18 protein-coding genes are annotated in these 21,958 nt (G+C 69.5%); all 18 read left to right on the top strand.

Features of this window, described 5'->3' with window-relative positions; all coding sequences use genetic code 11:
- The first annotated feature begins 1 nt into the window (after window position 1).
- The 18 genes from GTY96_RS35900 (at window position 2) to GTY96_RS35815 (ending at window position 21,958) form a co-directional block, all read left to right on the top strand.
- Entirely contained in the window at window positions 2-1,120 is a 1,119-nt protein-coding gene (locus GTY96_RS35900) for a DUF4388 domain-containing protein (protein WP_161667068.1), read from the top strand.
- A 96-nt stretch (window positions 1,121-1,216) separates the two neighbouring features.
- Window positions 1,217-2,305 carry a PhoH family protein gene (locus GTY96_RS35895; protein WP_143908440.1) on the top strand — a complete coding sequence of 363 codons (1,089 nt, stop codon included), beginning with the start codon at window positions 1,217-1,219 and terminating at the stop codon, window positions 2,303-2,305.
- A gap of 207 nt (window positions 2,306-2,512) precedes the next feature.
- Window positions 2,513-5,032, top strand: a complete 2,520-nt coding sequence (locus GTY96_RS35890) for an HD family phosphohydrolase (protein ID WP_161667067.1) — start codon at window positions 2,513-2,515, stop codon at window positions 5,030-5,032.
- Window positions 5,029-5,910 carry an rRNA maturation RNase YbeY gene (ybeY, locus tag GTY96_RS35885; protein WP_201756711.1) on the top strand — a complete coding sequence of 294 codons (882 nt, stop codon included), beginning with the start codon at window positions 5,029-5,031 and terminating at the stop codon, window positions 5,908-5,910. The genes GTY96_RS35890 and ybeY overlap by 4 nt, the downstream gene beginning before the upstream one ends.
- Window positions 5,911-6,043: 133 nt before the next feature.
- Window positions 6,044-7,363, top strand: a complete 1,320-nt coding sequence (locus tag GTY96_RS35880) for an Lnb N-terminal periplasmic domain-containing protein (RefSeq protein ID WP_161667092.1) — start codon at window positions 6,044-6,046, stop codon at window positions 7,361-7,363.
- 48 nt (window positions 7,364-7,411) lie between these two features.
- A protein-coding gene (prfB, locus tag GTY96_RS35875; protein ID WP_235686114.1) for a peptide chain release factor 2 occupies window positions 7,412-8,534 on the top strand; the annotation gives its coding sequence in 2 pieces (ribosomal slippage) (window positions 7,412-7,480 and window positions 7,482-8,534; 1,122 coding nt in all).
- A 156-nt stretch (window positions 8,535-8,690) separates the two neighbouring features.
- Entirely contained in the window at window positions 8,691-9,323 is a 633-nt protein-coding gene (locus tag GTY96_RS35870; protein ID WP_143908443.1) for an RNA polymerase sigma factor, read from the top strand.
- Complete coding sequence (locus tag GTY96_RS35865; RefSeq protein ID WP_161667066.1) at window positions 9,320-9,700, top strand: anti-sigma factor family protein; 381 nt, start codon at window positions 9,320-9,322, stop codon at window positions 9,698-9,700. Before GTY96_RS35870 ends, GTY96_RS35865 begins: the two co-directional genes overlap by 4 nt.
- Before the next feature lie 120 nt (window positions 9,701-9,820).
- Entirely contained in the window at window positions 9,821-11,380 is a 1,560-nt protein-coding gene (lysS, locus tag GTY96_RS35860) for a lysine--tRNA ligase (protein WP_143908447.1), read from the top strand.
- 12 nt (window positions 11,381-11,392) lie between these two features.
- The gene (locus tag GTY96_RS35855; RefSeq protein WP_143908449.1) at window positions 11,393-13,759 is read left to right on the top strand and encodes an ABC transporter permease; all 2,367 of its coding nucleotides are present in this window, start codon (window positions 11,393-11,395) and stop codon (window positions 13,757-13,759) included.
- A gap of 2 nt (window positions 13,760-13,761) precedes the next feature.
- Window positions 13,762-14,436: an ABC transporter ATP-binding protein gene (locus GTY96_RS35850; RefSeq protein ID WP_143908451.1), complete on the top strand. Its 675-nt coding sequence runs from the start codon at window positions 13,762-13,764 to the stop codon at window positions 14,434-14,436.
- Window positions 14,437-14,512: 76 nt separating this feature from the next.
- Window positions 14,513-16,990: an outer membrane protein assembly factor BamA gene (bamA, locus tag GTY96_RS35845; RefSeq protein WP_186002176.1), complete on the top strand. Its 2,478-nt coding sequence runs from the start codon at window positions 14,513-14,515 to the stop codon at window positions 16,988-16,990.
- A 116-nt stretch (window positions 16,991-17,106) separates the two neighbouring features.
- Complete coding sequence (locus GTY96_RS35840; protein WP_143908454.1) at window positions 17,107-17,667, top strand: OmpH family outer membrane protein; 561 nt, start codon at window positions 17,107-17,109, stop codon at window positions 17,665-17,667.
- A 15-nt stretch (window positions 17,668-17,682) separates the two neighbouring features.
- Entirely contained in the window at window positions 17,683-18,747 is a 1,065-nt protein-coding gene (lpxD, locus tag GTY96_RS35835) for a UDP-3-O-(3-hydroxymyristoyl)glucosamine N-acyltransferase (protein WP_143908456.1), read from the top strand.
- Window positions 18,747-19,214, top strand: coding sequence for a 3-hydroxyacyl-ACP dehydratase FabZ (gene fabZ, locus GTY96_RS35830; RefSeq protein WP_143908503.1), 468 nt, complete (start codon window positions 18,747-18,749; stop codon window positions 19,212-19,214). Before lpxD ends, fabZ begins: the two co-directional genes overlap by 1 nt.
- A 33-nt stretch (window positions 19,215-19,247) precedes the next feature.
- Window positions 19,248-20,024 (top strand): acyl-ACP--UDP-N-acetylglucosamine O-acyltransferase, encoded by a 777-nt coding sequence (lpxA, locus tag GTY96_RS35825; protein WP_143908458.1) that lies wholly within the window; start codon window positions 19,248-19,250, stop codon window positions 20,022-20,024.
- Between the two features lie 33 nt (window positions 20,025-20,057).
- On the top strand, window positions 20,058-20,861 hold the full coding sequence (locus tag GTY96_RS35820) for an LpxI family protein (RefSeq protein ID WP_143908460.1): 804 nt from the start codon (window positions 20,058-20,060) through the stop codon (window positions 20,859-20,861).
- A 71-nt stretch (window positions 20,862-20,932) separates the two neighbouring features.
- On the top strand, window positions 20,933-21,958 hold the full coding sequence (locus tag GTY96_RS35815) for an OmpA family protein (RefSeq protein WP_161667065.1): 1,026 nt from the start codon (window positions 20,933-20,935) through the stop codon (window positions 21,956-21,958).

Raw genomic sequence — 21,958 nt, 5'->3', positions numbered from 1 at the left:
CATGGCCCTCAAGGGGACCCTCAAGGATTTCGGCATCGGCGACATCCTGCAGCTCATCGGTCAGCAGCAGAAGACGGGCACGCTCCACCTGCGCAACAAGGACCAGGAGGTGCGCGTCGGCTTCCAGGACGGCCACATCATCAAGGCCGAGAGCCTCACCCGGAAGCGCAAGGAGCTCATCGGCGCCATGCTGGTGCGCGCGGAGATCATCACGGAGACGCAGCTGGAGGCCGCGCTGGAGGTCCAGAAGCGCACCCTCAAGCGGCTGGGCGACGTGCTCGTGCAGAGCCACGCCCTCACCGCCGAGCGCTTCCAGCAGATGGCCCAGCTCCAGGTGACGGAGACGCTCTACCGCCTCTTCACCTGGAAGGCGGGCACCTACGAGTTCATCCAGGAGCCCGTGGAGCCCGGCCCCGAAGGCATCACCCCGCTGCGCGCGGAGACGGTGCTGATGGAGGGCTTCCGGATGGTGGACGAGTGGCCCGTCATCCGCAAGCGCATCCACCGCGACGACATGACCTTCGAGCGCGTCAAGGCGCTCCCTCCGCCCCGCGCCCACGCGGACGAGGGCGGGGAGCTGGGCGTCATCGGGCCGTCCGAGCGCCACGTCTACGAGGAGATCGCCGTGGGGCGCGACCTGCGCCGGATGGTGGACCTCTGCGGCCTGGGGGAGTTCGAGACCTGCAAGGCGCTCTACACCCTGGTCAAGGGCGACTACGTGCGCGCCATCGACCCGGAAGGTCGCGCCCCCCTCCCCGACGACAGCCGCCTCGTCGCCCGGGTGGCGGGCCCCCTGGGGCGGATCGCCGTCACCATGGCGGTCATCGCGGGGCTCGCCTTCATCGCCTCCCGCTGGGTCGGGGGGCGGGGACCGGAGTCAGGTGCCTCCCGGTTGGGCGATCCCGCCGCCCAGCGTCAGATTGCCCACGCGCAGCGCGTCCGCATCGAGGCCGCCCTGGAGGTATTCCAGTTGGAGAAGGGAACCCTGCCGGAACGCCTGGATGCACTGGTGGATGCCGGATTGTTGACGCAAGAGGAACTGCGTTACCCGTGGCGGGAGGAGTACTATTACCGCCGCACGGCCGCTCGACAGTTCATCCTCCTCCCGCCCGTGCGCTAGCCAGCGGGCAGGCTCGCACCGGAGGGTTGGCGGGCATGGGGGGGAGGGCGGCGTTACGTTGTCGGCGAGCGACCACTGAACGAGGAACCACGCGCATTGCGAAACCCCGCCACGCTGGAAGTGCCCGCTGCTCGCGCTGAATCCACTCCCACCTCCGCCAAGGTGGACGTCCGTGACAACGAGACGACCCAGGCCCTGTGCGGAAACCAGAACGAGAACCTCAAGCTGATGGAGCGGCGCCTGGGCGTCCGGGTGGGGCAGCGCGGTACGGAGCTGCTCCTGTCGGGCCCCGCGGACGCCGTCGCCTTCGCCGTGCGCCTCGTGGAGAACCTGGAAGGGATGATCCGCGCCGGCCGCACCGTCTACCGCGAGGACGTGGAGCAGGCCATCAAGGTCCTGGGCCGCGGCCCGGAGTCGCTGCAGGAGGTCATGCTCGGCACGGTCCTCAAGAGCTCCGGCAACCGGCAGATCGCCCCCAAGAGCATCGCGCAGAAGCGCTACGTGGACGCCATCCGCGCCCACGACATCGTCTTCGGCGTGGGTCCCGCCGGCACCGGCAAGACGTACCTGGCCATGGCCATGGCGGTCGCCTTCCTCCAGGAGCGCAAGGTCAAGCGCATCATCCTGGCGCGCCCCGCCGTGGAGGCCGGTGAGAAGCTCGGCTTCCTCCCGGGCGACCTGGCGGAGAAGGTGAACCCCTACCTGCGCCCGCTCTACGACGCGCTGCACGACATGATGGCCGTGGAGCGCGCCCAGCACCTGGTGGAGCAGGGGGTGGTGGAGGTAGCGCCGCTCGCGTTCATGCGCGGCCGCACCCTCAACGACGCCTTCGTCATCCTCGACGAGGCGCAGAACACCACCGTGGAGCAGATGAAGATGTTCCTCACCCGCCTGGGCTACAACAGCAAGGCGGTCATCACGGGCGACGTCACCCAGGTGGACCTGCCCACGGGCAAGCTGTCCGGCCTGAACCACGCGCGCACCGTGCTGAAGAACATCGAAGGCATCCACTTCTCGGAGTTCTCCGACGTGGACGTCGTGCGCCACCCCCTGGTGCAAGAGGTCATCCGCGCCTACGAGCGCTCCGAGTCCGCCCAGAAAGAGGCCCAGGCCGCCCGCGAGTCCGCCCTGGCTCCGGAGGCCTCGGCCCCCGCGGCCCCGCAGACGGACGGCTCCCAGGCGTGACGTTCCACCCACCACCCCCGCTCCCAGGCTCACGCCGGGACGGGGGTGGAGTCGCTCGATGGCCCACATCCCGGCCTGTTGGCTTACCTGCATTTTTCGCAGAGCGAACTGGCGTCCGGGCGGCGGCTGTCCCACCCTCACGAATTTTCCCCGTCCCTGCTTCCTTGTAGGGAGCCTCGACGTCTTCGCAGGGTGAGGAGTTCCCCCATGGCCGATCCTGAATCACCGACCCCCGGGCCCAGTCCGCTGGACGCGCTCGCGGTCCGCCTGGGGCTGGGGCGCGGCGGGGATTGGGGCCGGCGCGTCGTGCAGGGCCTGCTGTTGCTGGTGGTGTCGGTGGGCGCGGGCTTCGTCATCTCCCCGGGCCTCTACAGCCAGCAGATCCCCGCGCTCACCGAGGAGCACGTGGGCAAGCCCTTCCGGGCCAACTCACCCGCGGGCTTCAAGGCCGCGCGCGACTACGACATCGTCCACCAGGCGATGACGGAGCAGCGCCGCCGCGAGGCCCGGAGCGCCGTCCGCCCGGTGTACGACCTCAACCCCGCGGTGGTGGGCAACCTGCGCGCGTCCGTGCGCGCCGCCTACTCCACCGCGCGAGACCGCCTGGAGGAGGAGAAGGAGGCCCGCGCGGAGGAGGCCCCGCTTGAGGAAGGACAGGGCAAGCGCCGCCGCCCCGCCATCCCCACGCCGGAGGCCCTGGAGCGCCAGCGCCGCGACCGCGAGGAGATGCAGGCCCAGTTCCAGGAGCAGCTCTTCGGCCAGCGGGACGCGGGGTTGGAGGGCGAGGACTTCCAGGCGCTCGTCGCCAACGGGTTCTCCGAGGAGGCGGAGGCCGCCACCCTGGTGCTGTTGGACCGCGCCTACCGCGCGGACCGGGGCCAGGTGTACGTGGCCGGCTCCCGCGACGAGCTGGTGCGCGAGGCCCCCCAGGGCCTCACCGTGCGCGACGTGCAGCGCAAGAACGAGGAGACGCTGCCCGCGGGGGCCGTGCAGGTGGTGGACATCCGTGAAGCGCACCAGGAGCTGGACCGCTTCGCCTCCGTGCCCGGCAACGTGCTGCCGGAGGCCCCGGCGGTGCAGCGCCGCGCGGTGCTGCGCATCGCCAAGCGGCTGGTGCGCCCCAGCCTGACCATCAACATCGCGGAGACGGACCTGCGCCGCCGGCTCGCGGGCGACGCGGTGAAGGACGCCGTCATCGCCATCAAGAAGGGCCAGCGCGTCATCGGCGACGGGGAGCTCGTCAACGAAACGCACCTGGTGGTGCTGCGCGGGATGCGCGCGCAGACGGACCGCCTGGACCTGCTCCAGCTCCAGGTGGGCGGCACGGGGCTCGTGGCCCTGCTGGTGGTGTCGTTCTACGGCTTCTGCCGCGCGGCCTTCCGGCGCTTCCGCCCCACGCGCAAGGACGGCGTCCTGTTGGGCCTCCTGCTGGTGGGCCTGCTGGGCCTGCTCCAGGTCTGGGTGTCCATCGCGGACGCGGTGCAGGACCGGTACACGGCGCTGCCCATCGAGGCGTTCTATTACGCCTTCCCGGTGGCGGCCGGCGCCATGCTGGTGCGCTTCATCCTCGCGCAGGAGCTGGCGCTCTTCTTCGCCATGGTGTTCGCGTGCCTCGCGGGGGTGATGCTGGGCAACTCGCTGGCGTTCGGCATCTACACGCTGGTGGGCTCGCTGGTGGCGGCGGACCGCATCGTGAAGGCGAAGGACCGCGTCGGCATCTTCCGCGCGGGGCTCGTCACCGGCGTCGCCAACCTCATCGCGGTGCTGTTCCTGTTCCTCGTGGAGGGCAAGGGCCTGGCGGGCGACACGCTCGTCACCGGGGTGTGCGCGTTCTTCGGCACCGCGCTGGCCGTCCCGGTGATGGTGATGGCGCTGACGCCGCTCATCGAGGCCACGTTCGGCTACGCGTCGGACATCAAGCTGCTGGAGCTGGCGAACCTGAACCACCCGGCGCTCAAGGAGCTCATCGTCCAGGCGCCCGGCACGTACCACCACTCCATCATCATCGGGACGCTGGTGGAGAACGCGGCGGAGACCATCGGCGCGAACCCGCTCCTGGCGCGCTCGTGCGCGTACTACCACGACATCGGCAAGGGCCGGAATCCGCTCTACTTCGGGGAGAACCAGAAGGGAGAGAACCGGCATGACGGCCTGGCGCCCGCGATGAGCGCGGTCATCATCAAGCGCCACGTGACGGAAGGCCTGGAGATGGCGCGGCAGTACCGCCTGCCCAAGCTGGTGGCGGACGCCATCCCGCAGCACCACGGCACCCGCACGGTGGGCTTCTTCTTCCACAAGGCCCTGAAGGAGCAGGAGGGCAAGGAAGGCGCGCCCCCCATCGACGAGAGCATCTACCGCTACCCGGGCCCCAAGCCGCAGTTCCGCGAGGCGGCGCTGGTGATGATCGCCGACGCGGTGGAGGCCTCCACGCGCTCCATGCCGGACCCGACCAGCGCGAAGCTCCAGGCGCAGGTGCAGAAGATCATCAACATCATCTTCTCCGAGGGCCAGCTCGACGAGTGCGACCTGACGCTCAAGGACCTGAACCTCATCGCCCAGTCCTTCCTGCACACGCTGGAGGGCATCTACCACACGCGTCCCGTCTACCCGGCGGGCGCGATGGGCGGGGGCAAGGCGGGGTCGCCGCTGATGATGGCGCCGGCCCCGGCGAAGACGGACGCCAAGGACTCGAAGGACACGAAGGCGAGAACGGCGGGCATGTCATGAGCCGCAAGGTGGAGGGCGTGAAGCTGCGCAAGGGCAAGGTGATTCCGCGCGACGACGGCAAGCGCATCGAGGAGTTCGTCGGCGTCGCCAGCACGCAGACGGAGTCCGCGTCGGTGGCGCGCATGCGGGCGCCTCCGGGCTGGAGCGAACCCGCGCAGACGCCGGAGTTCGACGAGGTGGTGCTCGTCCTCACGGGCGAGCTGACCCTCGTCGTGGACGGCAAGCGCGAGCGCATCAGCGCGGGAGAGGTGGGCCTGGTGCCGCGCGGCAAGCGGGTCGTGTACCGCAACGACAGCCAGGGCGCGTGCGACTACTGGTCCATCTGCGCGCCGGCGTTCCGCGTGGAACTGGCGCACATCGAGAAGCCGCAGGTGAAGCCGAAGGCGGCGGACAACCAGGTGACGGTGCAGGTGGCGCACGGGCAGGGCGCGGACTACGAGCGCCTCTTGACCACCTGGGGCCGCGACTACCTGAAGCGCCTGGAGCTCACCGGCTGCGAGCTGTCGCTGTCGCTCGTGGGGGACCGGGCCATCCGCCGGCTCAACCGCACCTGGCGCCAGAAGGACAAGGCCACGGACGTGCTGTCCTTCCCCGCGGGGGACCAGCCCAAGGGGACGCCGGGCCCGCGCCCGCTGGGCGACGTGGTCATCTCCCTGGACACGGCGAAGCGGCAGGCGAAGGAGTACGGCCGCACGCTGGAGTCGGAGATGGGCCGCTACCTCGCGCACGGGCTGCTGCACCTGCTGGGGCACGACCATGAGAAGCCGCGCGACGCGAAGCGCATGGCCGCCCTGGAGGAGCAGCTGCTGGGGGAGCGCGGGATGGTGGCGGACTCGCTGACCATCGACTCGCGCGCCCGCCGGGCCAAGCTCATCTGAGGCCCCTGACCGGGGGCCTGCCGGGGCCCCGGGCCCACCCCCGGGTGGTCGACACCCTTCCGGCCCCGCCGTTGAGTCAGGGGCCGCGCGTGATAGGTAGTCGGCGCCCGCCTTCCGCGTGTTGGATGGAATGATGCTCCGCCTGCCGTCCCTGATTGTCTCCGCCCTCCTGGGGCTCCTGCTGCTCTCGTCCCCCGCGCGCGCCGCGTCCGTGCCGCCGTGGGGCACGGGCGAGAGCCGGGGCGAGGACCTGTCCATCTGGCTGGTGACGTTCAGCCCTGGCGACGACGTCTTCTCGTGGTGGGGCCACGGCTCGCTGGTGGTGGAGGACCGCGCCCGGCAGATGCAGCGCCTCTACAACTACGGGATGTATTCGTTCGACGACCAGACGGTGGTGCACTTCGCCAAGGGCCGCCTGGAGTTCTGGGTGGGCGAGTCGAGCGTCAACGGCACCTTCCGCTTCTACAAGTCGCTGGGCCGCGACGTGCGCGTGCAGGAGCTGAACCTCACGCCGGAGCAGCGCGTGACGGTGGCGAAGAAGCTGGCGGACAACGTGCTGCCGGAGAACCGCGACTACCTCTACGAGCACTACAGCGACAACTGCGTGACGCGGCTGCGCGACATGATCGACACGGCGGTGGGCGGCCAGCTCTCCCAGGCGGAGAAGGCCCCGGCGCGCATGACGCTGCGCGAGCACACGCGGCGCTACACCGCGGTGAGCCCGCCGATGAGCTTCCTGCTCGACTTCATGATGAACGACTCCATCGACAAGCCCATCACCCGCCGCGAGGAGGCCTTCCTCCCGGACGAGCTGGAGCAGCAGGTCGCGGAGCTGAAGGTGCCGGGGCCGGACGGGCAGCCCGTGCCCCTGGTCGAGAAGCAGTGGGACTACTTCGCGTCGTCGCGCCCACGCCCCCCCGCGGAGCCGCCGAAGTTCGGCCCGTGGATCCTCGCCCTGGGCGTGCTCCTGGGCACAAGCGCGCTGGGGCTCGCCGCCTGGGAGCGCAAGGGCAGCCGCGCGGCGCGCATCCTCCTGGGCCTGGAGAACGCGGTGGTCGGCCTGCTGCTGGGCATCCCGGGGCTGGCGCTCGTCGTCATGTGGGTGGGCACGAACCACGTGGTGACCCACCACAACGAGAACCTCTTCCTCGCCAACCCGCTGACGCTCCTGGCCGTGCCGTACGGCATCCGCCTGACGTGGAACAGCGCGAAGGCGCGGGCGCGGCTCAAGTGGGTGTGGGCCTGCCTCGCGGCCACCGGCGCGCTGGGCCTGGTGCTGAAGGTGCTGCCCTGGTTCGACCAGGACAACTGGCGCTGCATCGCCCTCATCCTGCCCATCTCCCTGGGCATGGCCGGCGCCTTCTGGCTGGACCAGCTCCGAGCCCGCGTGACAGGTACGGCCCGCCCGCCGCCCGGTCAGGACGCGCCGGTGTCATCGCTCAAGGCTTCCTGAACGCCCCCCGACTTCCTCAAACCTCCCGACACACGAAGGACGAACACCATGGCGAACGATTCGATGGAGAAGATCCAGGCCCTGAAGGAGCGCCTCAACGCGCTCCGGGGGCATCTTTGACCTCGACCGCAAGCGGTCCCGCATCGCGCTGATTGAACGTGACTCCACGCAGCCCAACTTCTGGGACGACAACACCAAGGCCCAGGGGCTCCTGAAGGAGAAGTCCACGCTGGAGGCCAGCGTGGGCGCCTTCGACAAGACGATGCGCGGGCTGGACGACGCGCAGACGCTGCTGGAGCTGGCGGCGGAGATGAACGACGAGGCGAGCGCGCAGGAGGCGGAGGGTTCGCTCGCGTCGCTGGAGGCGGAGGTCGCGAAGCTGGAGCTGGCGCGGATGCTCTCCGGCCCGCAGGACCGCAGCAACTGCTTCATGGACATCAACGCGGGCGCTGGCGGCACGGACTCCATGGACTGGGCCGCCATGCTGCTGCGCATGTACTCGCGCTACGGTGAGACGAAGGGCTGGAAGGTCGAGCTCAGCGACGAGGTGCCCGGCGAAGAGGCGGGCTTCAAGAACGTCTCGCTGCGCATCGAGGGCGAGAACGCCTACGGCTACCTGAAGGCGGAGGTGGGCGTGCACCGGCTCGTGCGCATCAGCCCCTTCGACGCCAACGCGCGCCGGCAGACGGCCTTCGCGTCCGTGGACGTGTACCCGGAGGTCGACGACAGCATCCAGATCGACCTGCCGGAGAAGGACATCGAACTGAAGTTCATCCGCGGCGGCGGCGCGGGCGGACAGAAGGTCAACAAGACGTCGTCCACGGCGCAGCTGCGCCACCTGCCCACGGGCATCATCATCACCTGCCAGACGGAGCGCTCGCAGTCGGCCAACAAGGACATGGCCTTCAAGATCCTGCGAGGCCGCCTCTACGAGCTGGAGATGAAGAAGCGCGAGGCCGAGCGCGACGCGGCGGAGGCGGCGAAGAAGGACATCTCCTTCGGTTCGCAGATCCGCAGCTACGTGCTGGCGCCGTACCGCATGGTCAAGGACCTGCGCACCGGCGTGGAGACGGGCAACGTGGACAAGGTGCTGGACGGCGACCTGGACGAGTTCGTCACCGCGCAGCTCCTGGGCGTGAAGAACCCGAACCGCAACGCCTCCGCGGACTGAGGAGCACCCCAAGGGCTTCCGGCGCTCCACCCCTCCCTGGCGAAGGCCGGGGAGGGGTTTTTCGTTTCGGGGAACCTTTTCCCGGAGGCCGGTGTCAGGGGGCGGGGCAGGGGCGTGCGGTAGGATGCGGCCGGGCCCACACGGGCGGGAGGCACGGTGTCACCGGGCGGAGTGCTCGATGTTGGACAGCAGGCCCTGGCCTCCGAGGCCGCCCCGGACGTGCGCCGCGAGGAGCAGGCGCTGGTCTCCCGGCTGCGGCGCGGTGACCCGGAGGCCTTCGAGTCGCTGGTCCGCGAGCACCAGGACCGCCTCTATGACTTCTGCTTCCGCATGCTGGGCGACCGCGAGGAGGCCCACGACCTGGTGCAGGAGATCTTCGTCAGCGTGCACCAGAACGTCCGGCGCTTCCGCGAGGACGCGCGGCTGTCCACCTGGCTGTTCCGCATCTCCAAGAACCACTGCCTCAACCGGCTGAAGTACCTCCAGCGCCGGGGGCGGGGCCGCTCGGACGTGTACGACGAGGCGAGCGCCGCCGCCATCGCGGAAGGAGGAGGCGCGCCCCCGCAGCCGGACGCCGCCCTGGACGCGGCGCGCGAGCGGGCCCGGGTGCAGCGGGCCATTTCCCAACTGGAGCCCGATGCGCGCATGCTGGTGGCGCTGCGCGACATCGAGGGCTTGAGCTACGACGAGATTGTCGACATCACCGAGCTGCCCGAGGGAACCGTGAAGAGTCGGCTCCACCGGGCGCGCGAGAAGCTGGCGGACCTGCTGGGGCGGTTCGAACCATGAACGGCCTGGGGCGAAGGGGAACGGACGTGGAACCGCGATTGGATCATCTCCAGACGAAGGCGCTGTTCCTGGCGCTCGTCGACGAAGCGCTGCCGGCCCCCCAGGAGCAGGCGGTCCGCAGCCACCTGGACGGCTGCGAGGAGTGCCGCCAGGGGTGGGACCGGTACGCACGCACCGTGGAACGCGTGCGCACCGTGGAGCGGGAAAAGGCCCCGCCCGCGCTCGCGTCGCTGATCGCGGGCCGCGTGCGCCGTCAGCGCCGCTTCGGTCTGCGGGGGCTGCACCTGGCCCATGCCCACCACCGCTTCCCGGTGGAAGTGCTCATCCCGCTGCTCCTGGCCGCGGCGGTGGCCGCGTTTCTTTTGATGTCTTCCTGACGTCTCCCGCCGCTCCGTCACCCTCTGGGGAGGCAACCTCCGTCGGAAACACGCCTCCCTGATGCGTTGCGTACCGGGGGCCGCTTGGCTAGCGTGCCGCGCCTTTCACGAGAGCGCGTCATGGCCGAGACCGAAAACAAGACCCCCCCAGGTGAGAAGAGCGGCGAAGCGGCGGATCTCGGCTCCAAGGAGCAGGAGATCTACCAGCAGCGGTTGGACAAGGCCGGCAAGTGGCGCGAGGCCGGCTTCAACCCCTATGGCAACGGCTACGCCCCCAAGCACCAGGCGGCGGAGATCCTGGCCACCCACGCCCAGCACTCCACCGAGGACCTGGAGAAGGACGCCCCCGTCTACGACGTCGCCGGCCGCATCGTGGCCATGCGCTCGTTCGGCAAGGCCGCCTTCATCAAGCTGCGCGACCGCTCCGGAGAGATCCAGGCGCATGTGAAGAAGGACGCGCTGGGGGACCTCTATGAGGTCTTCAAGCAGGTGGACCTGGGCGACTTCGTCGCGGTGCAGGGCCCCGTCTTCCGCAGCAAGACGGGGGAGCTGTCCCTGTCCGCCACGAAGTTCGTGCCGCTCACCAAGTCCCTGCGCCCCATGCCGGAGAAGTGGCACGGCCTGACGGACGTGGAGATCCGCTACCGCCAGCGCTACCTGGACCTCATCTCCAACCCGGACGTGAAGCAGGTCTTCCTCAAGCGCAGCAAGCTGGTGAAGTTCATCCGGAGCTTCCTCGACGGGCGGGACTTCGTCGAGGTCGAGACCCCGATGATGCACCCGCTGGTGACGGGCGCGGCGGCGCGGCCGTTCGTCACGCACCACAACACGTACGACATCGACCTCTTCATGCGCATCGCGCCCGAGCTCTACCTGAAGCGGCTCGTGGTGGGCGGCATGGAGCGCGTCTACGAAATCAACCGCAACTTCCGCAACGAGGGCATCAGCACCCGGCACAACCCGGAGTTCACGATGCTGGAGTTCTATCAGGCGTACGCCACGTACGAGGACCTGATGGACCTCACCGAAGAGATGCTCTCCGAGGCCTCCCGCCACGTCACCGGCGACTCCAAGGTGAAGTACGGCGAGCACACCGTGGACTTCGGCAAGGGGTGGAAGCGCATCCCCATGGTGGAGGCCATCCGCGAGACCGTCCCCGGCCTGTCCGACAAGGACATGGCGGATCCGGACCGGCTGCGGCACGAGCTGCTCAAGACGGTCCACTCGGAGTCGGAGCGCCGCGCCGTGGACGCCATGAATCACGGCGAGCTGGTCGGAGGCCTCTTCGAGGCCCACGTCGAGCACACGATCATCCATCCCACCTTCATCACCCAATATCCCACCGCGGTCTCCCCGCTCGCCCGCCGCAACGACCAGAACCCGGAAATCACGGACCGGTTCGAGCTCTTCGTCGCGGGCCGGGAGATCGCCAACGCCTTCTCCGAGCTGAACGACCCCCTGGACCAGAAGGGCCGCTTCCAGGCCCAGCTGGACGCGAAGCAGCGGGGCCAGGAGGAGACGATGGACTACGACGAGGACTACATCCGCGCGCTGGAACAGGGCATGCCGCCCACGGCCGGTGAAGGCATCGGGATTGATCGCGTCGCCATGTTGTTCACGGACGCGGCCAGCATTCGCGACGTGATTCTCTTCCCCCTCCTCAAGCCGCTGTCGAAGTAGCCACGAGGCCTCGTGCACCCCGCCGAACGGCAGACAGACTATCGCTGGCCCTTCCTCTGGGCCGGTGCCCTCGTGGCTCTCGTGGGCGCCGCCCTCCTGGGGGTGGCCATCTCCGAATCCGAGGCGTGGGCCGAGGTGGCCGGCGCCCTGGGGTTGTCCTTCGTGGGGTGGGGCGGGCTCGTCCATACCCTCGAAGCCGGGGTGCTCGCCCTGGGCGCCAACCCGGCGGGGGCCGTCGCCGGGCCCCGGATGCTGGTGGCCGGGACGCTCGTCTGGCTGGCCGGCTGGAGCCTGATGGCCGCGGGCATCCGCCGCGCGCCGGCCTCCCCGGAAGGGCCCAGCCCCGCCGCGGGTGCCCCCCTGTATCCGCGCCTGGCGCGCTACCGGGACTTCTACTGGAGCACCCTGGGCGCCTACGGCGGCGGCATCCTGCTGGCCGAGCTGGCCATGCTGCTGCTCCAGACGGTGCTCTCCAGCGGCGTGCCGTCCGACCTGGGCGGCGCGGCGCGGGAGGCGGGCGGGGGCCTGTCGCTGCCTCCCACCATCGCCTTCGCCATCGCGCTCGTCATCGGCATGGGCGTGGCGTTCGCGTCGGGCTTCGTGGGCGCCTCGCGGGCCCAGCGGCTGTCCTTCCCGGAAGCCACCATCGGCGTGTTCTACCTGGGCCTGCCGGTGCCCATCCTCCTGTCGCTGATGGAGCGCGTGCCGAGCCTGCAGCTGGCGCTGGGCTACCGGCTGCGGGAGGTGACGTACGTCGCGGGGCTCATCGGCCGGCCGGAGCTGGCGTACTGGCTCGTCTTCGCCGCGCTGGTGCTGGCGTTGGTCCTGGGCATCAACACGGGCTTCATCGCGGCGGGCAGCGGCCGGGTGGACCTGCGCCTGGGCTTCGAGCTCTTCGTGGCGCGCCGGCACGTGGCGGTGTTCCGCCCGTCGCTGCTCCTGGGCGCGCTCGCGGTGCTGATGTTCGGAATCATCCCGCCGCTCATCGTCTACTTCATCATCCGCGGGGCGGAGTCCGCGGTGGAGCGCACGCGGGTCAAGTCCCTGGGCCTGGCGGATCCGCTCGCCGCCGCGTCCGCGCAGCACCGGATGAAGCTGCATGAGCAGTCCCCCACCATGATGATGACCGCGCTGTCGGTGGGCGGCGTGGGCGTGGGCGTGATGGCGCTCATCATCGTGCTCAGCGTGATGAGCGGCTTCGAGGCCGACCTCCAGAAGAAGATCCTCGGCACCAACGCGCACGCGGTGGTGTCCCGGTACGCGGGCGACCTGCCGGACTACGAGAAGGTGATGGAGCAGGTGAAGCGCGTGCCCGGCGTGGTGGGCCAGACGCCCTTCATCATCAACCAGGTGATGATCGCGTCGGAGGGCAACGTCGACGGCGTCATCATCAAGGGCATCGACCCGAAGTCGGTCGGCTCGGTGACGGACCTGCCTGAGAACATCCTGCCCGGCGGCGACCTGGGCCACCTGGAGAAGCCATCCGCGATCCTCCCCAGCAGCGCCGTGGAGGATCGCGAGGGCAAGGGGGCACAGGAGGAGGACCCCATCATCGGCAAGGCGTCCAGGCCGACGAAGGCCCCGGTGCTCCCGGGCATCATCATCGGCCGGGAGCTGGCCGCTTCCTTGCGCGTGGTGGTCGGGGACCGGGTGAACGTCGTCTCGCCGCTCGGCACGGAGCTGAGCCCCTCGGGCCCCATCCCCAAGAGCCGGGCGTTCCGGGTGGCGGGCGTCTTCTACTCGGGCATGTACGAGTACGACTCCAAGTTCGTCTACATCCTGCTCAAGGAAGCGCAGGACTTCTTCGCGGTGAAGGGCGCCACCGGCATCGAACTGAAGGTGGCGGACATCGACGACGCGCGCCGCATCGCCAACCAGGTGGTGCGCGTGCTGGGCGGCTATCCGTACCGCGCGCGCGACTGGGGAGAGATGAACAAGAACCTCTTCTCCGCGCTGCGCCTGGAGAAGCTGGTGATGGGCATCATCCTGTCCATCATCATCATCGTCGCCGCGGGCCTCATCGTCGCCACGGTCATCATGCTGGTGCTGGAGAAGCGCAAGGAGATCTCCGTCCTCAAGGCGCTCGGTGTCCCCGACGGCGGCATCGTGAAGATCTTCCTCGCCGAAGGGCTCCAGATTGGCGTGGCCGGCGGCTTCCTGGGCCTGCTCTCGGGCCTCGCGTGGTGCATCTTCATCGAGAAGGTGGGCATCAAGCTGGACCCGGAGGTGTATTACATCCCCGCGCTGCCGGTGCGCATCGAACCGGTGCAGACGGCGCTGGCGGTGGTCATCGCGGTGCTCGTCACCTACCTGGCGTCCATCTACCCGGCCCTCAAGGCGAGCAGCGTGGAACCGGTGGAAGGTCTGAAGGCGGAGTAGCCATGGCGCTGTTGTCCATTCGCAACGTCTTCAAGAGCTACTTCCTGCACGGCAAGCGCATCGACGTGCTGCGCGGCGTGTCGCTGGACATCCAGTCCGGAGAGCTCGTCTCCATGATTGGCGCGTCCGGCGCGGGCAAGAGCACCTTCCTGCACGTGCTGGGCACGCTGGATGCTCCCGCCGCGGGTGAAGTCCTCTTCGACGGGCGGTCCGTCTTCTCCATGAACGACGCGGAGATCGCCGAGTTCCGAAACCGCACCATCGGCTTCGTCTTCCAGAGCCACTACCTGCTGCCGGAGTTCACCGCGCTGGAGAACGTGGCCATGCCCGCCCTCATCCAGCGCAAGGAGCGCGGGGGGGCGTACACCTATGCCCGCGAACTCCTGGAGCGCGTGGGCCTGGGCAGCCGCGTGGATCACCGCCCCGGGGAGCTGTCCGGCGGCGAGGCCCAGCGCGTGGCCCTGGCGCGCGCGCTGGTGCTCAAGCCCGCGGTGTTGCTCGCGGACGAGCCCACCGGCAACCTGGACCCCACGACGGGTGAGGGCATTCACCAGCTGCTCCGGGACGTCAACCGGGACCTGGGCATCACCGCGGTCGTCGTGACGCACAACGAGACGCTTGCTCGCTCCATGCCCCGCCGCCTGAGACTGGCCGGCGGGCAGGTGTCGGAGGCCTGATGGCCGCTCGCTTTTGGATTGAGGGGCCCTTGCCCCATCCCGTAGATTGCCCCGCCTTTTCCTGGCCGGACTGCACTTGAGGCTCACCGTTCTGCGCAAGTCATTGCTCCCGCTGCTGGCGGTCGCCCTGTGGGCGCTCTGGCCCGGCCCTGCCCACGCCCAATTGGATGTGGACGCGGGCTCCCCCGCCGTTGTCCCTTCGCCCACCCCTGCCGCCACCCCCGTCACCGGTTCGGACGGCGGCCCGGCCACGAGCGGAGACGTCCCGCTCGCCACGCCCGCGGACGACGAGGACGCGAACGTGTCCCCCGCGGACCGCGTGGTGGAGGTCCGCATCGAGGGCAACCGCCGCGTGGAGGCGGAGGCCATCCGCCGCGCCCTGCGCACCAAGGTCGGGGACTCGCTCACCGGCAACCGCTCCGCGGAGGACCTCCGCGCCATCTGGGCCCTGGGCTACTTCTCGGACGTGCAGCTGCTCGTCCAGCGGCTGGCCAACGGCATCGCCTATGTGGTGCGCGTCACCGAGCGCCCCACCATCCGCGCCGTGCAGCTGCAGGGCAACGAGGAGCTCAGCGCGGAGGACCTGAAGGAGCAGCTGGATCTCAAGGCCGGCACCATCCTCGACATCGAGGCCGTCCGCGCCACCCAGAAGAAGATCCAGGATAAGTACGTCGAGAAGGGCTACTTCCTCGCGGAGGTGACGTACCGCCTGGACCCGGTGGAGCAGGGCGCCGCGGTCAACGTCGTCTACGTCATCAACGAGCACTCGAAGGTGATGGTGAAGCAGATCACCCTTCAGGGCGCGGAGAAGGTGTCCGCGGATGACCTCAAGGCGGTGATGATCACCCGTGAGGGCGGCTTCCTGTCCTTCTTCACCGGCGAGGGCACCTACCGCGAGGAGGCCTTCCAGCGCGACCTCGCCGTCATCCAGATCGCCTACTACGACCGCGGCTTCATCAACGTGCGCGTGGACAAGCCCACCGTGCAGCTGTCCGCGGACAAGCGCGACATCTACATCACCCTGCACATCACCGAGGGTGAGTCCTACGACATCGGGAAGATCGACTTCGCGGGCGACCTGGAGCGGCCTCCGGAGGAGCTGCTCAAGCTGATGAAGTCGCACGCCAAGGAGCGCTTCAACCGCGGCCAGCTCTCCGAGGACATCACCGCCATCTCCGACGTGTACTTCGACAAGGGGTATGCGTACGCCAACATCAACCCCGTCACCTCCGTCAACGCGGAGACGCGGACGGTGGACCTGACCTTCGACATCCAGAAGGGCCCGCTCGTCAACATCGAGCGCATCGACATCGTCGGCAACTCGAAGACGCGCGACAAGGTCATCCGCCGCGAGCTGCGCGTCTACGAGGGCGAGCTCTACAACGGCACCGGCGTCAAGCGCAGCCGCGAGCGCGTCACCGCGCTGGGCTTCTTCGAGACGGTCGAAATCACCCAGCACCCGGGCAGCTCCGACAACGCCATCGTGTTGCAGGTGGAGGTGAAGGAGAAGGCCACCGGCACCTTCCAGGTGGGCCTGGGCTTCTCCAACGTGGAGAACTTCATCTTCACGGCCCAGGTGTCGCAGAACAACTTCCTCGGCTGGGGCCAGAGCGTGTCCGCGTCCGCGCAGATCTCGGGCCTGCGCTCCCTGGTGCAGCTGTCTTTCTACGATCCGTACTTCCTGGACACGAACTACCTGCTGTCCGCGGAGTTCTTCCGCGTCCAGGCGGACTACGAAGGCTTCATCCGCAACTCCACGGGCGGCACCGTCTCCCTGGGCCGCCAGTTGGTGGACGACGTGCTGGCCACCATCGGGTACACGCGCGAGTACGTGAACGTGACCGCGGGGCAGGGCATTGGCGCGGTGCTGCTCGCCAACCAGTTCCAGTCCGGCGTCACCAGCGCGCTGCGCCTGTCGGTGTCCTTCGACCGGCGCAACAACCGCCTCTTCCCGTCCAAGGGCTTCATCCACTACGGCTCGGTGGAGACGGCGCCCTCGTTCCTGGGCGGCACGTTCCTCTTCAACCGGTACACCGCCTACTCGCGCATGTACTTCCCCATGCCGCTGGGCTTCGTCTTCAAGACGAACGCCACCTTGGGCTACGTGCAGCAGCTGGACTCCAGCAAGCCGCTGCCCATCAGCGAGCTGTACTACGTGGGCGGTATCAACACGATCCGCGGCTACTACCTGCGCAGCATCAGCCCCACGCTGCTGGTGCCGCGCGCGGACAACCCGGACGCCAACGTCACCGAGTTCCGGGTGGGCGGCAACAAGCAGCTCATCTTCAACTTCGAGTTGGAGTTCCCCATCTTCGAGAAGGCCGGCCTCCGCGGCGTGCTCTTCTACGACGCGGGAAATGCCTTCGGCTCAAACGAGAAGTTCTTCCAGGACCGCCAGGACAAGCTGCCCCTGGGCCTCTTCCACTCGGCGGGCTTCGGCTTCCGCTGGTTCTCACCCATCGGGCCCCTGCGCTTCGAGTGGGGCATCCCGCTGACCAAGCGGCCGTCGGACGACCCCATCCTGTTCGAGTTCACGATCGGTAACTTCTTCTGATAGGCATCGCCCCCAAGGCCCTCCCGGCCCCACTTCCGCCTCCCGAGGGCGGGAGTGAACAGGCCGGGCGGGTGGACGTCGGAGCCTGCAGCACCTTTTCCGAGGAGCCGTAACCCATGTCGCTTCGAAGCACCCTGGCGGTTGCCGCCGCTGTCCTGTCGCTCGCCCTCCCGGTTGCCGCTTCGGCCGCCGACCTCAAGGTGGCCTACGTCGACCTGCAGCGCGTGCTGCTGGAGGTGGATGACGGCAAGGCCGCCAAGGCCCGTCTCCAGAAGTGGCTGGAGGACCGTCAGAAGGAGATCGACAAGGAGCAGGAGACGCTGCGCAAGGAGAAGGAGGTCCTGGACAAGCAGGCCAGCGCGATGAGCGAGGCCACCCGCACCCAGAAGGCCACCGAGCTCCAGAAGAAGGTGATGGAGCTGGCGCAGAAGTACGAGCGCAGCCGCGCCGAGGCGGCCAACAAGGAGCGCCAGGAGATGGAGCCCATCATCAGCCGCATCGACCAGGTCATCGCCAGCATCGCGGAGCGGGACGGCCTGGGCTTCGTGCTGGACAAGCGCGACTCCGGCATCGTCTTCGCGCTGGCCCAGTACGACATCTCCAACGAAGTGGTCCGCAACTACAACAACGCCAAGAAGCCCGCGCCGGTGGCCAAGGACGCCCCGGTCAAGAAGTAGGCGTTGGACGCCCCCGTGCCCTCCGCATCCAACGCGCACCGGCTGGGGGACATCGCCGCCCACGTCCGGGGTGAGCTCCTCGGCGACCCCGGCCTGCTCGTCCACGGCCTGAATGGCCTGGAGGAAGCCGCCCCGGGGGAGGTGTCGTTCTACGGCAACCCCCGCTACCGCCGGCAGTTCGAGGCCACCCGGGCCTCGGCGGTGCTGGTGGGCATGGACGCGCCGGCCCGCGACGGGCTGGCGCTGGTGCGGGTGAACAACCCGCACCTCGCCTACGCGAAGCTCCTCGCGCTGTTCCACCCGTCCGTCCGTCCGGCGGCGGGCATCCATCCGTCCGCCCACGTCCACCCGGAGGCCACGGTGCACCCGGAGGCGTGCGTGCGCGCCGGGGCGGTGGTGGAGCAGGGCGCCCGCGTGGGAGCCCGCACGGTGCTGCACCCCGGGGCCTACGTGGGCGAGGACGCGCGCGTGGGCGACGACTGCGTGCTCTACCCCCACGCCACGGTGCGGGAGCGGTGCGTGGTGGGCTCGCGCGTCATCCTCCACGCCTCGTCGGTGGTGGGCGCGGACGGCTTCGGCTTCGCCTTCGACGCGGAGGCGGAGGACGGGCCCGTCCACTTCAAGATTCCCCAGGTGGGCATCGTCCGCATCGAGGACGACGTGGAGGTGGGTGCTTGCACCTGCATCGACCGCGCGACTGTGGGTGAAACGGTGGTGGGGAAGGGAACGAAGCTCGACAACCTCGTGCAGATCGCCCACAACGTGCGCGTGGGCCCGCTGTCGCTCATCTGCGCGCAGGCGGGCGTGTCGGGTTCGGCGGAGGTGGGCACCGGCGTGGTGCTCGCGGGGCAGGTGGGCGTGGTGGGCCATATCCGCGTGGGAGACCTGGCCAAGGTGGGCGCACAGTCCGGCGTCGCCCACGATGTCCCGGACGGTCAGGTCGTCAGCGGCAGTCCGGCCATCCCCCACAAGGACTGGCTGCGCGCCAGCGCCGCGTCGGGCCAGCTGGCGGACCTGCTCAAGGAAGTGCGCGCCCTTCGCAAGAGGGTGGAGACGTTGGAGAAGGAGAAGGGCGGATGATGGACATTGGCGAGATCCAGGCGCTGCTCCCGCACCGCTACCCGTTCCTCCTGGTGGACCGGGTGGTGGAAATCGTGCCGGGCCAGAAGCTCACGGCGTACAAGAACGTCACCATCAACGAGCCCTTCTTCAACGGCCACTTCCCGGGGCACCCGGTGATGCCGGGCGTGCTCATCCTGGAAGCGCTCGCGCAGGCCACCGCCATCCTCGCGTACAAGACGGAGAACATGGACCCGTCGCGGCTGGTGACGTACCTGATGGGCGTGGACAACGCGCGCTTCCGCAAGCCGGTGGTGCCCGGGGATCGGCTCCAGCTGGACATCGAGGTCATCCGCCACAAGGGCGCCATCTGGAAGACGAAGGGCCTGGCGTCGGTGGATGGCGCCAAGGTGGCGGAGGGCGAGTTCCTCGCCACGGTGGTGGACAAGAACAAGGCCGCCAAGGGCGACGAGGGCGCGGCGCCGTAACCACGGCGCACGCGCTGCTGAGGAGAGAAGGACATGGCGCAGGTTCATCCCACCGCGGTCGTCCATCCGGGGGCCCGCCTCCACGACACCGTCGAGGTGGGGCCGTTCTCGGTCATCGGGCCCCAGGTTGTCATTGGCGCGGGCTCGCGCATCGGGCCTCACGTCGTCATCGAAGGTCGCACGACGCTCGGGGAGCGCAACCACCTCTTCCAGTTCTGCTCGGTGGGCGCGGCGCCCCAGGACTTGAAGTACGCGGGCGAGGACACCGAGCTCGTCATCGGCGACGACAACCAGATTCGCGAGTTCGTCACGGTGAACCTGGGCACGGCCGCGGGCGGTGGGGCCACGCGCCTGGGCCACCGCAACCTGCTGCTGGCCAACAGCCACGTCGCGCATGACTGCGTCATGGGCAACGAAATCCTCCTCGCCAACGGGGCCGCGCTCGCGGGCCACGTGGTGGTGGAGGACGCCGTGAAGATCTCGGGCCTCGTCGCGGTGCACCAGTTCACCCGGCTGGGGCGCTACGCGTTCATCTCCGGCGGCTCCATGGTCACCATGGACGTGCCCCCGTACTGCACGGTGCAGGGGGACCGGGCCACGCTCGTGGGCCTCAACACCGTGGGCCTGGAGCGCGGCGGCTTCACCGAGGAGCAGATTGGCCGCGTCAAGGAGGCCTACCGCATCCTCTTCCGCTCCAAGCTGGGGCTCCAGGACGCGCTCGCGCAGCTTCGCGGGGAGCTGGCCAGCCACCCGGAAGTCGAGCACCTGGTGCGGTTCGTGGAGCAGAGCAAGCGCGGCGTGACGCGCTAGGCGCACCCCTTTCGCGGGAACGGAGTGGAACGGGTGGAGCGCATCGGGCTCATCGCGGGCAACGGCCAGCTTCCCTTCCTCTTCGCGCGGGCCGCCCGGGCGCGGGGCCTGGAGGTGGTGGTCGCCGCGCACCGAGGGGAGACGGACCCGGCCCTGGAGCAGGAGGTAGGCCACTTCTCCTGGGTGCGCGTGGGGCAGGTGGCCCGCATCCAGAAGGTCTTCCTCCAGGCGGGCGTCACCCGAGCGGCCATGGCGGGCGGCATCGGCCGCGTGCGGGCGCTCACCGAAGCCCGGCCGGACCTGGGCGCGGTGCGCATCATCTCGCGCCTGCGCAGCTTCCGGGACGACGCGCTCCTGCGCGCGGTGGCCGCGGACTTCGAGGCGCGCGGCATCACCATCATCGCGCCCACGGACTTCCTGGGCGAGGTGCTCTGCCCCGAGGGGCACCTGGCGGGCCCCGCGCTCAAGTCCGCGCAGGAGAAGGACGTGGCCCTGGGCCGCGAGGTGGCCGTGCTCCTGGGCCAGGCGGACGTGGGCCAGACGGTGGTGGTGCGCGACGGCCACGTGCTCGCGCTGGAGGCCGTGGAGGGCACCGACGAGACCATCCGCCGGGGCGGCCGGCTGGGCGGGCCCGGCGCGGTGGTGGTGAAGCGCTGCAAGCCGGAGCAGGACCTGCGCTTCGACCTGCCCGCCGTGGGCCCTCGTACGCTGGAGGTCATGGCGGAGGTGGGCGCCCGGGTGCTGGCGCTGGAGGTAGGGCGCACGGTGCTGCTGGACGCACCCGCCCTCTTCGCCGGGGCCGCCGCGCGAGGCATCACCCTGGTGGGCGTGCGCTAGGCTCCGGGAATCCGTTTCCCCGGGCTGGAGTTGCCTTCCCACCTCCCCCGCGACGCCGAGGCTGACGCCGCATGTCCGTTCGAATCGTACCTCTCGTGGTCCTGCTGGGCCTGCCGCTGCCTGTCTTCGCGGAGGCCATCCGGGTGTCGCTGGAGGGCCGCGCGGCGCTGGGCGAGGGCCTGCCCGCGCTCGTCATCCGCATCGAGGAGCCCATCACCGGCTTCGAGGTGAAGCTCAAGCGCAGCGACGGCAAGGCGGTGGAGCTCAAGGGGGGCGGCAAGCCGGGCGTCACCCGGCGCCTCCCCCTGGAGCAGCCGGAGGGGAAGTTCCACTACGAGGGCGAGCTCACGGTGCGCTTCCCGGACGGCGCGGAGCCGGGCGCCATGCCGCTCGCCTTCGACACGGAGCTGTACGGCCCGCTGAAGCTGGAGGTGCGCCGCGAGGACGTGGACGTGGCGGGGCGCACGCTGCGCTTCACGCTGTCCCGCCCGGCCGCGAAGACGGAGGTGACGGTGTTGATGGACACCGGCAAGACGGCCTTCGCGGGCGACGTGGACTTCAAGGGCGCGCCCGCGGGCACGCCCCTGGAGGTGAAGTGGCTGCCGGCGGAGGGCCAGGTGATGCGCATCCGCCTGCGCGCCTACGACACCTCCGACTTCTACACCGGCGTGGACCTCTACCCCTGGCAGGTGGACATCCCGCACGAGGAGGTGGGCTTCGCATCCGGGCGCTCGGACGTCCCCCCGGCGGAGAAGGGCAAGCTGGACGCCAGCTACAAGAGCATCGCGGACGCGTTGAATAAGTATGGCCGCTGGGCGTCGCTGCGGCTGTACGTGCTTGGGCACACCGACACGGTGGGAAAGTCGGACGACAACCGCGAGCTGTCACTCAAGCGGGCGAAGAGCATCGCGTCGTACTTCCGCCAACGCGGGCTGAAGGTACCAGTCTTCTACGAGGGGTTCGGAGAACAGTCCCTGGCGGTGCCCACGCCGGACGAGACGGCGGAGGCGGCCAACCGTCGCGCGGAATACATCATCGCGGTGGAGGACCCGTCCCTGACGAACGCGCCCTTCGCCCCTCGCTGGCGAAAGCCATGA

Origin of the sequence: Corallococcus silvisoli, from assembly GCF_009909145.1 — a bacterium.
Lineage (GTDB): Bacteria > Myxococcota > Myxococcia > Myxococcales > Myxococcaceae > Corallococcus > Corallococcus silvisoli.
This window is presented reverse-complemented; position numbering and strand designations above follow the sequence as displayed.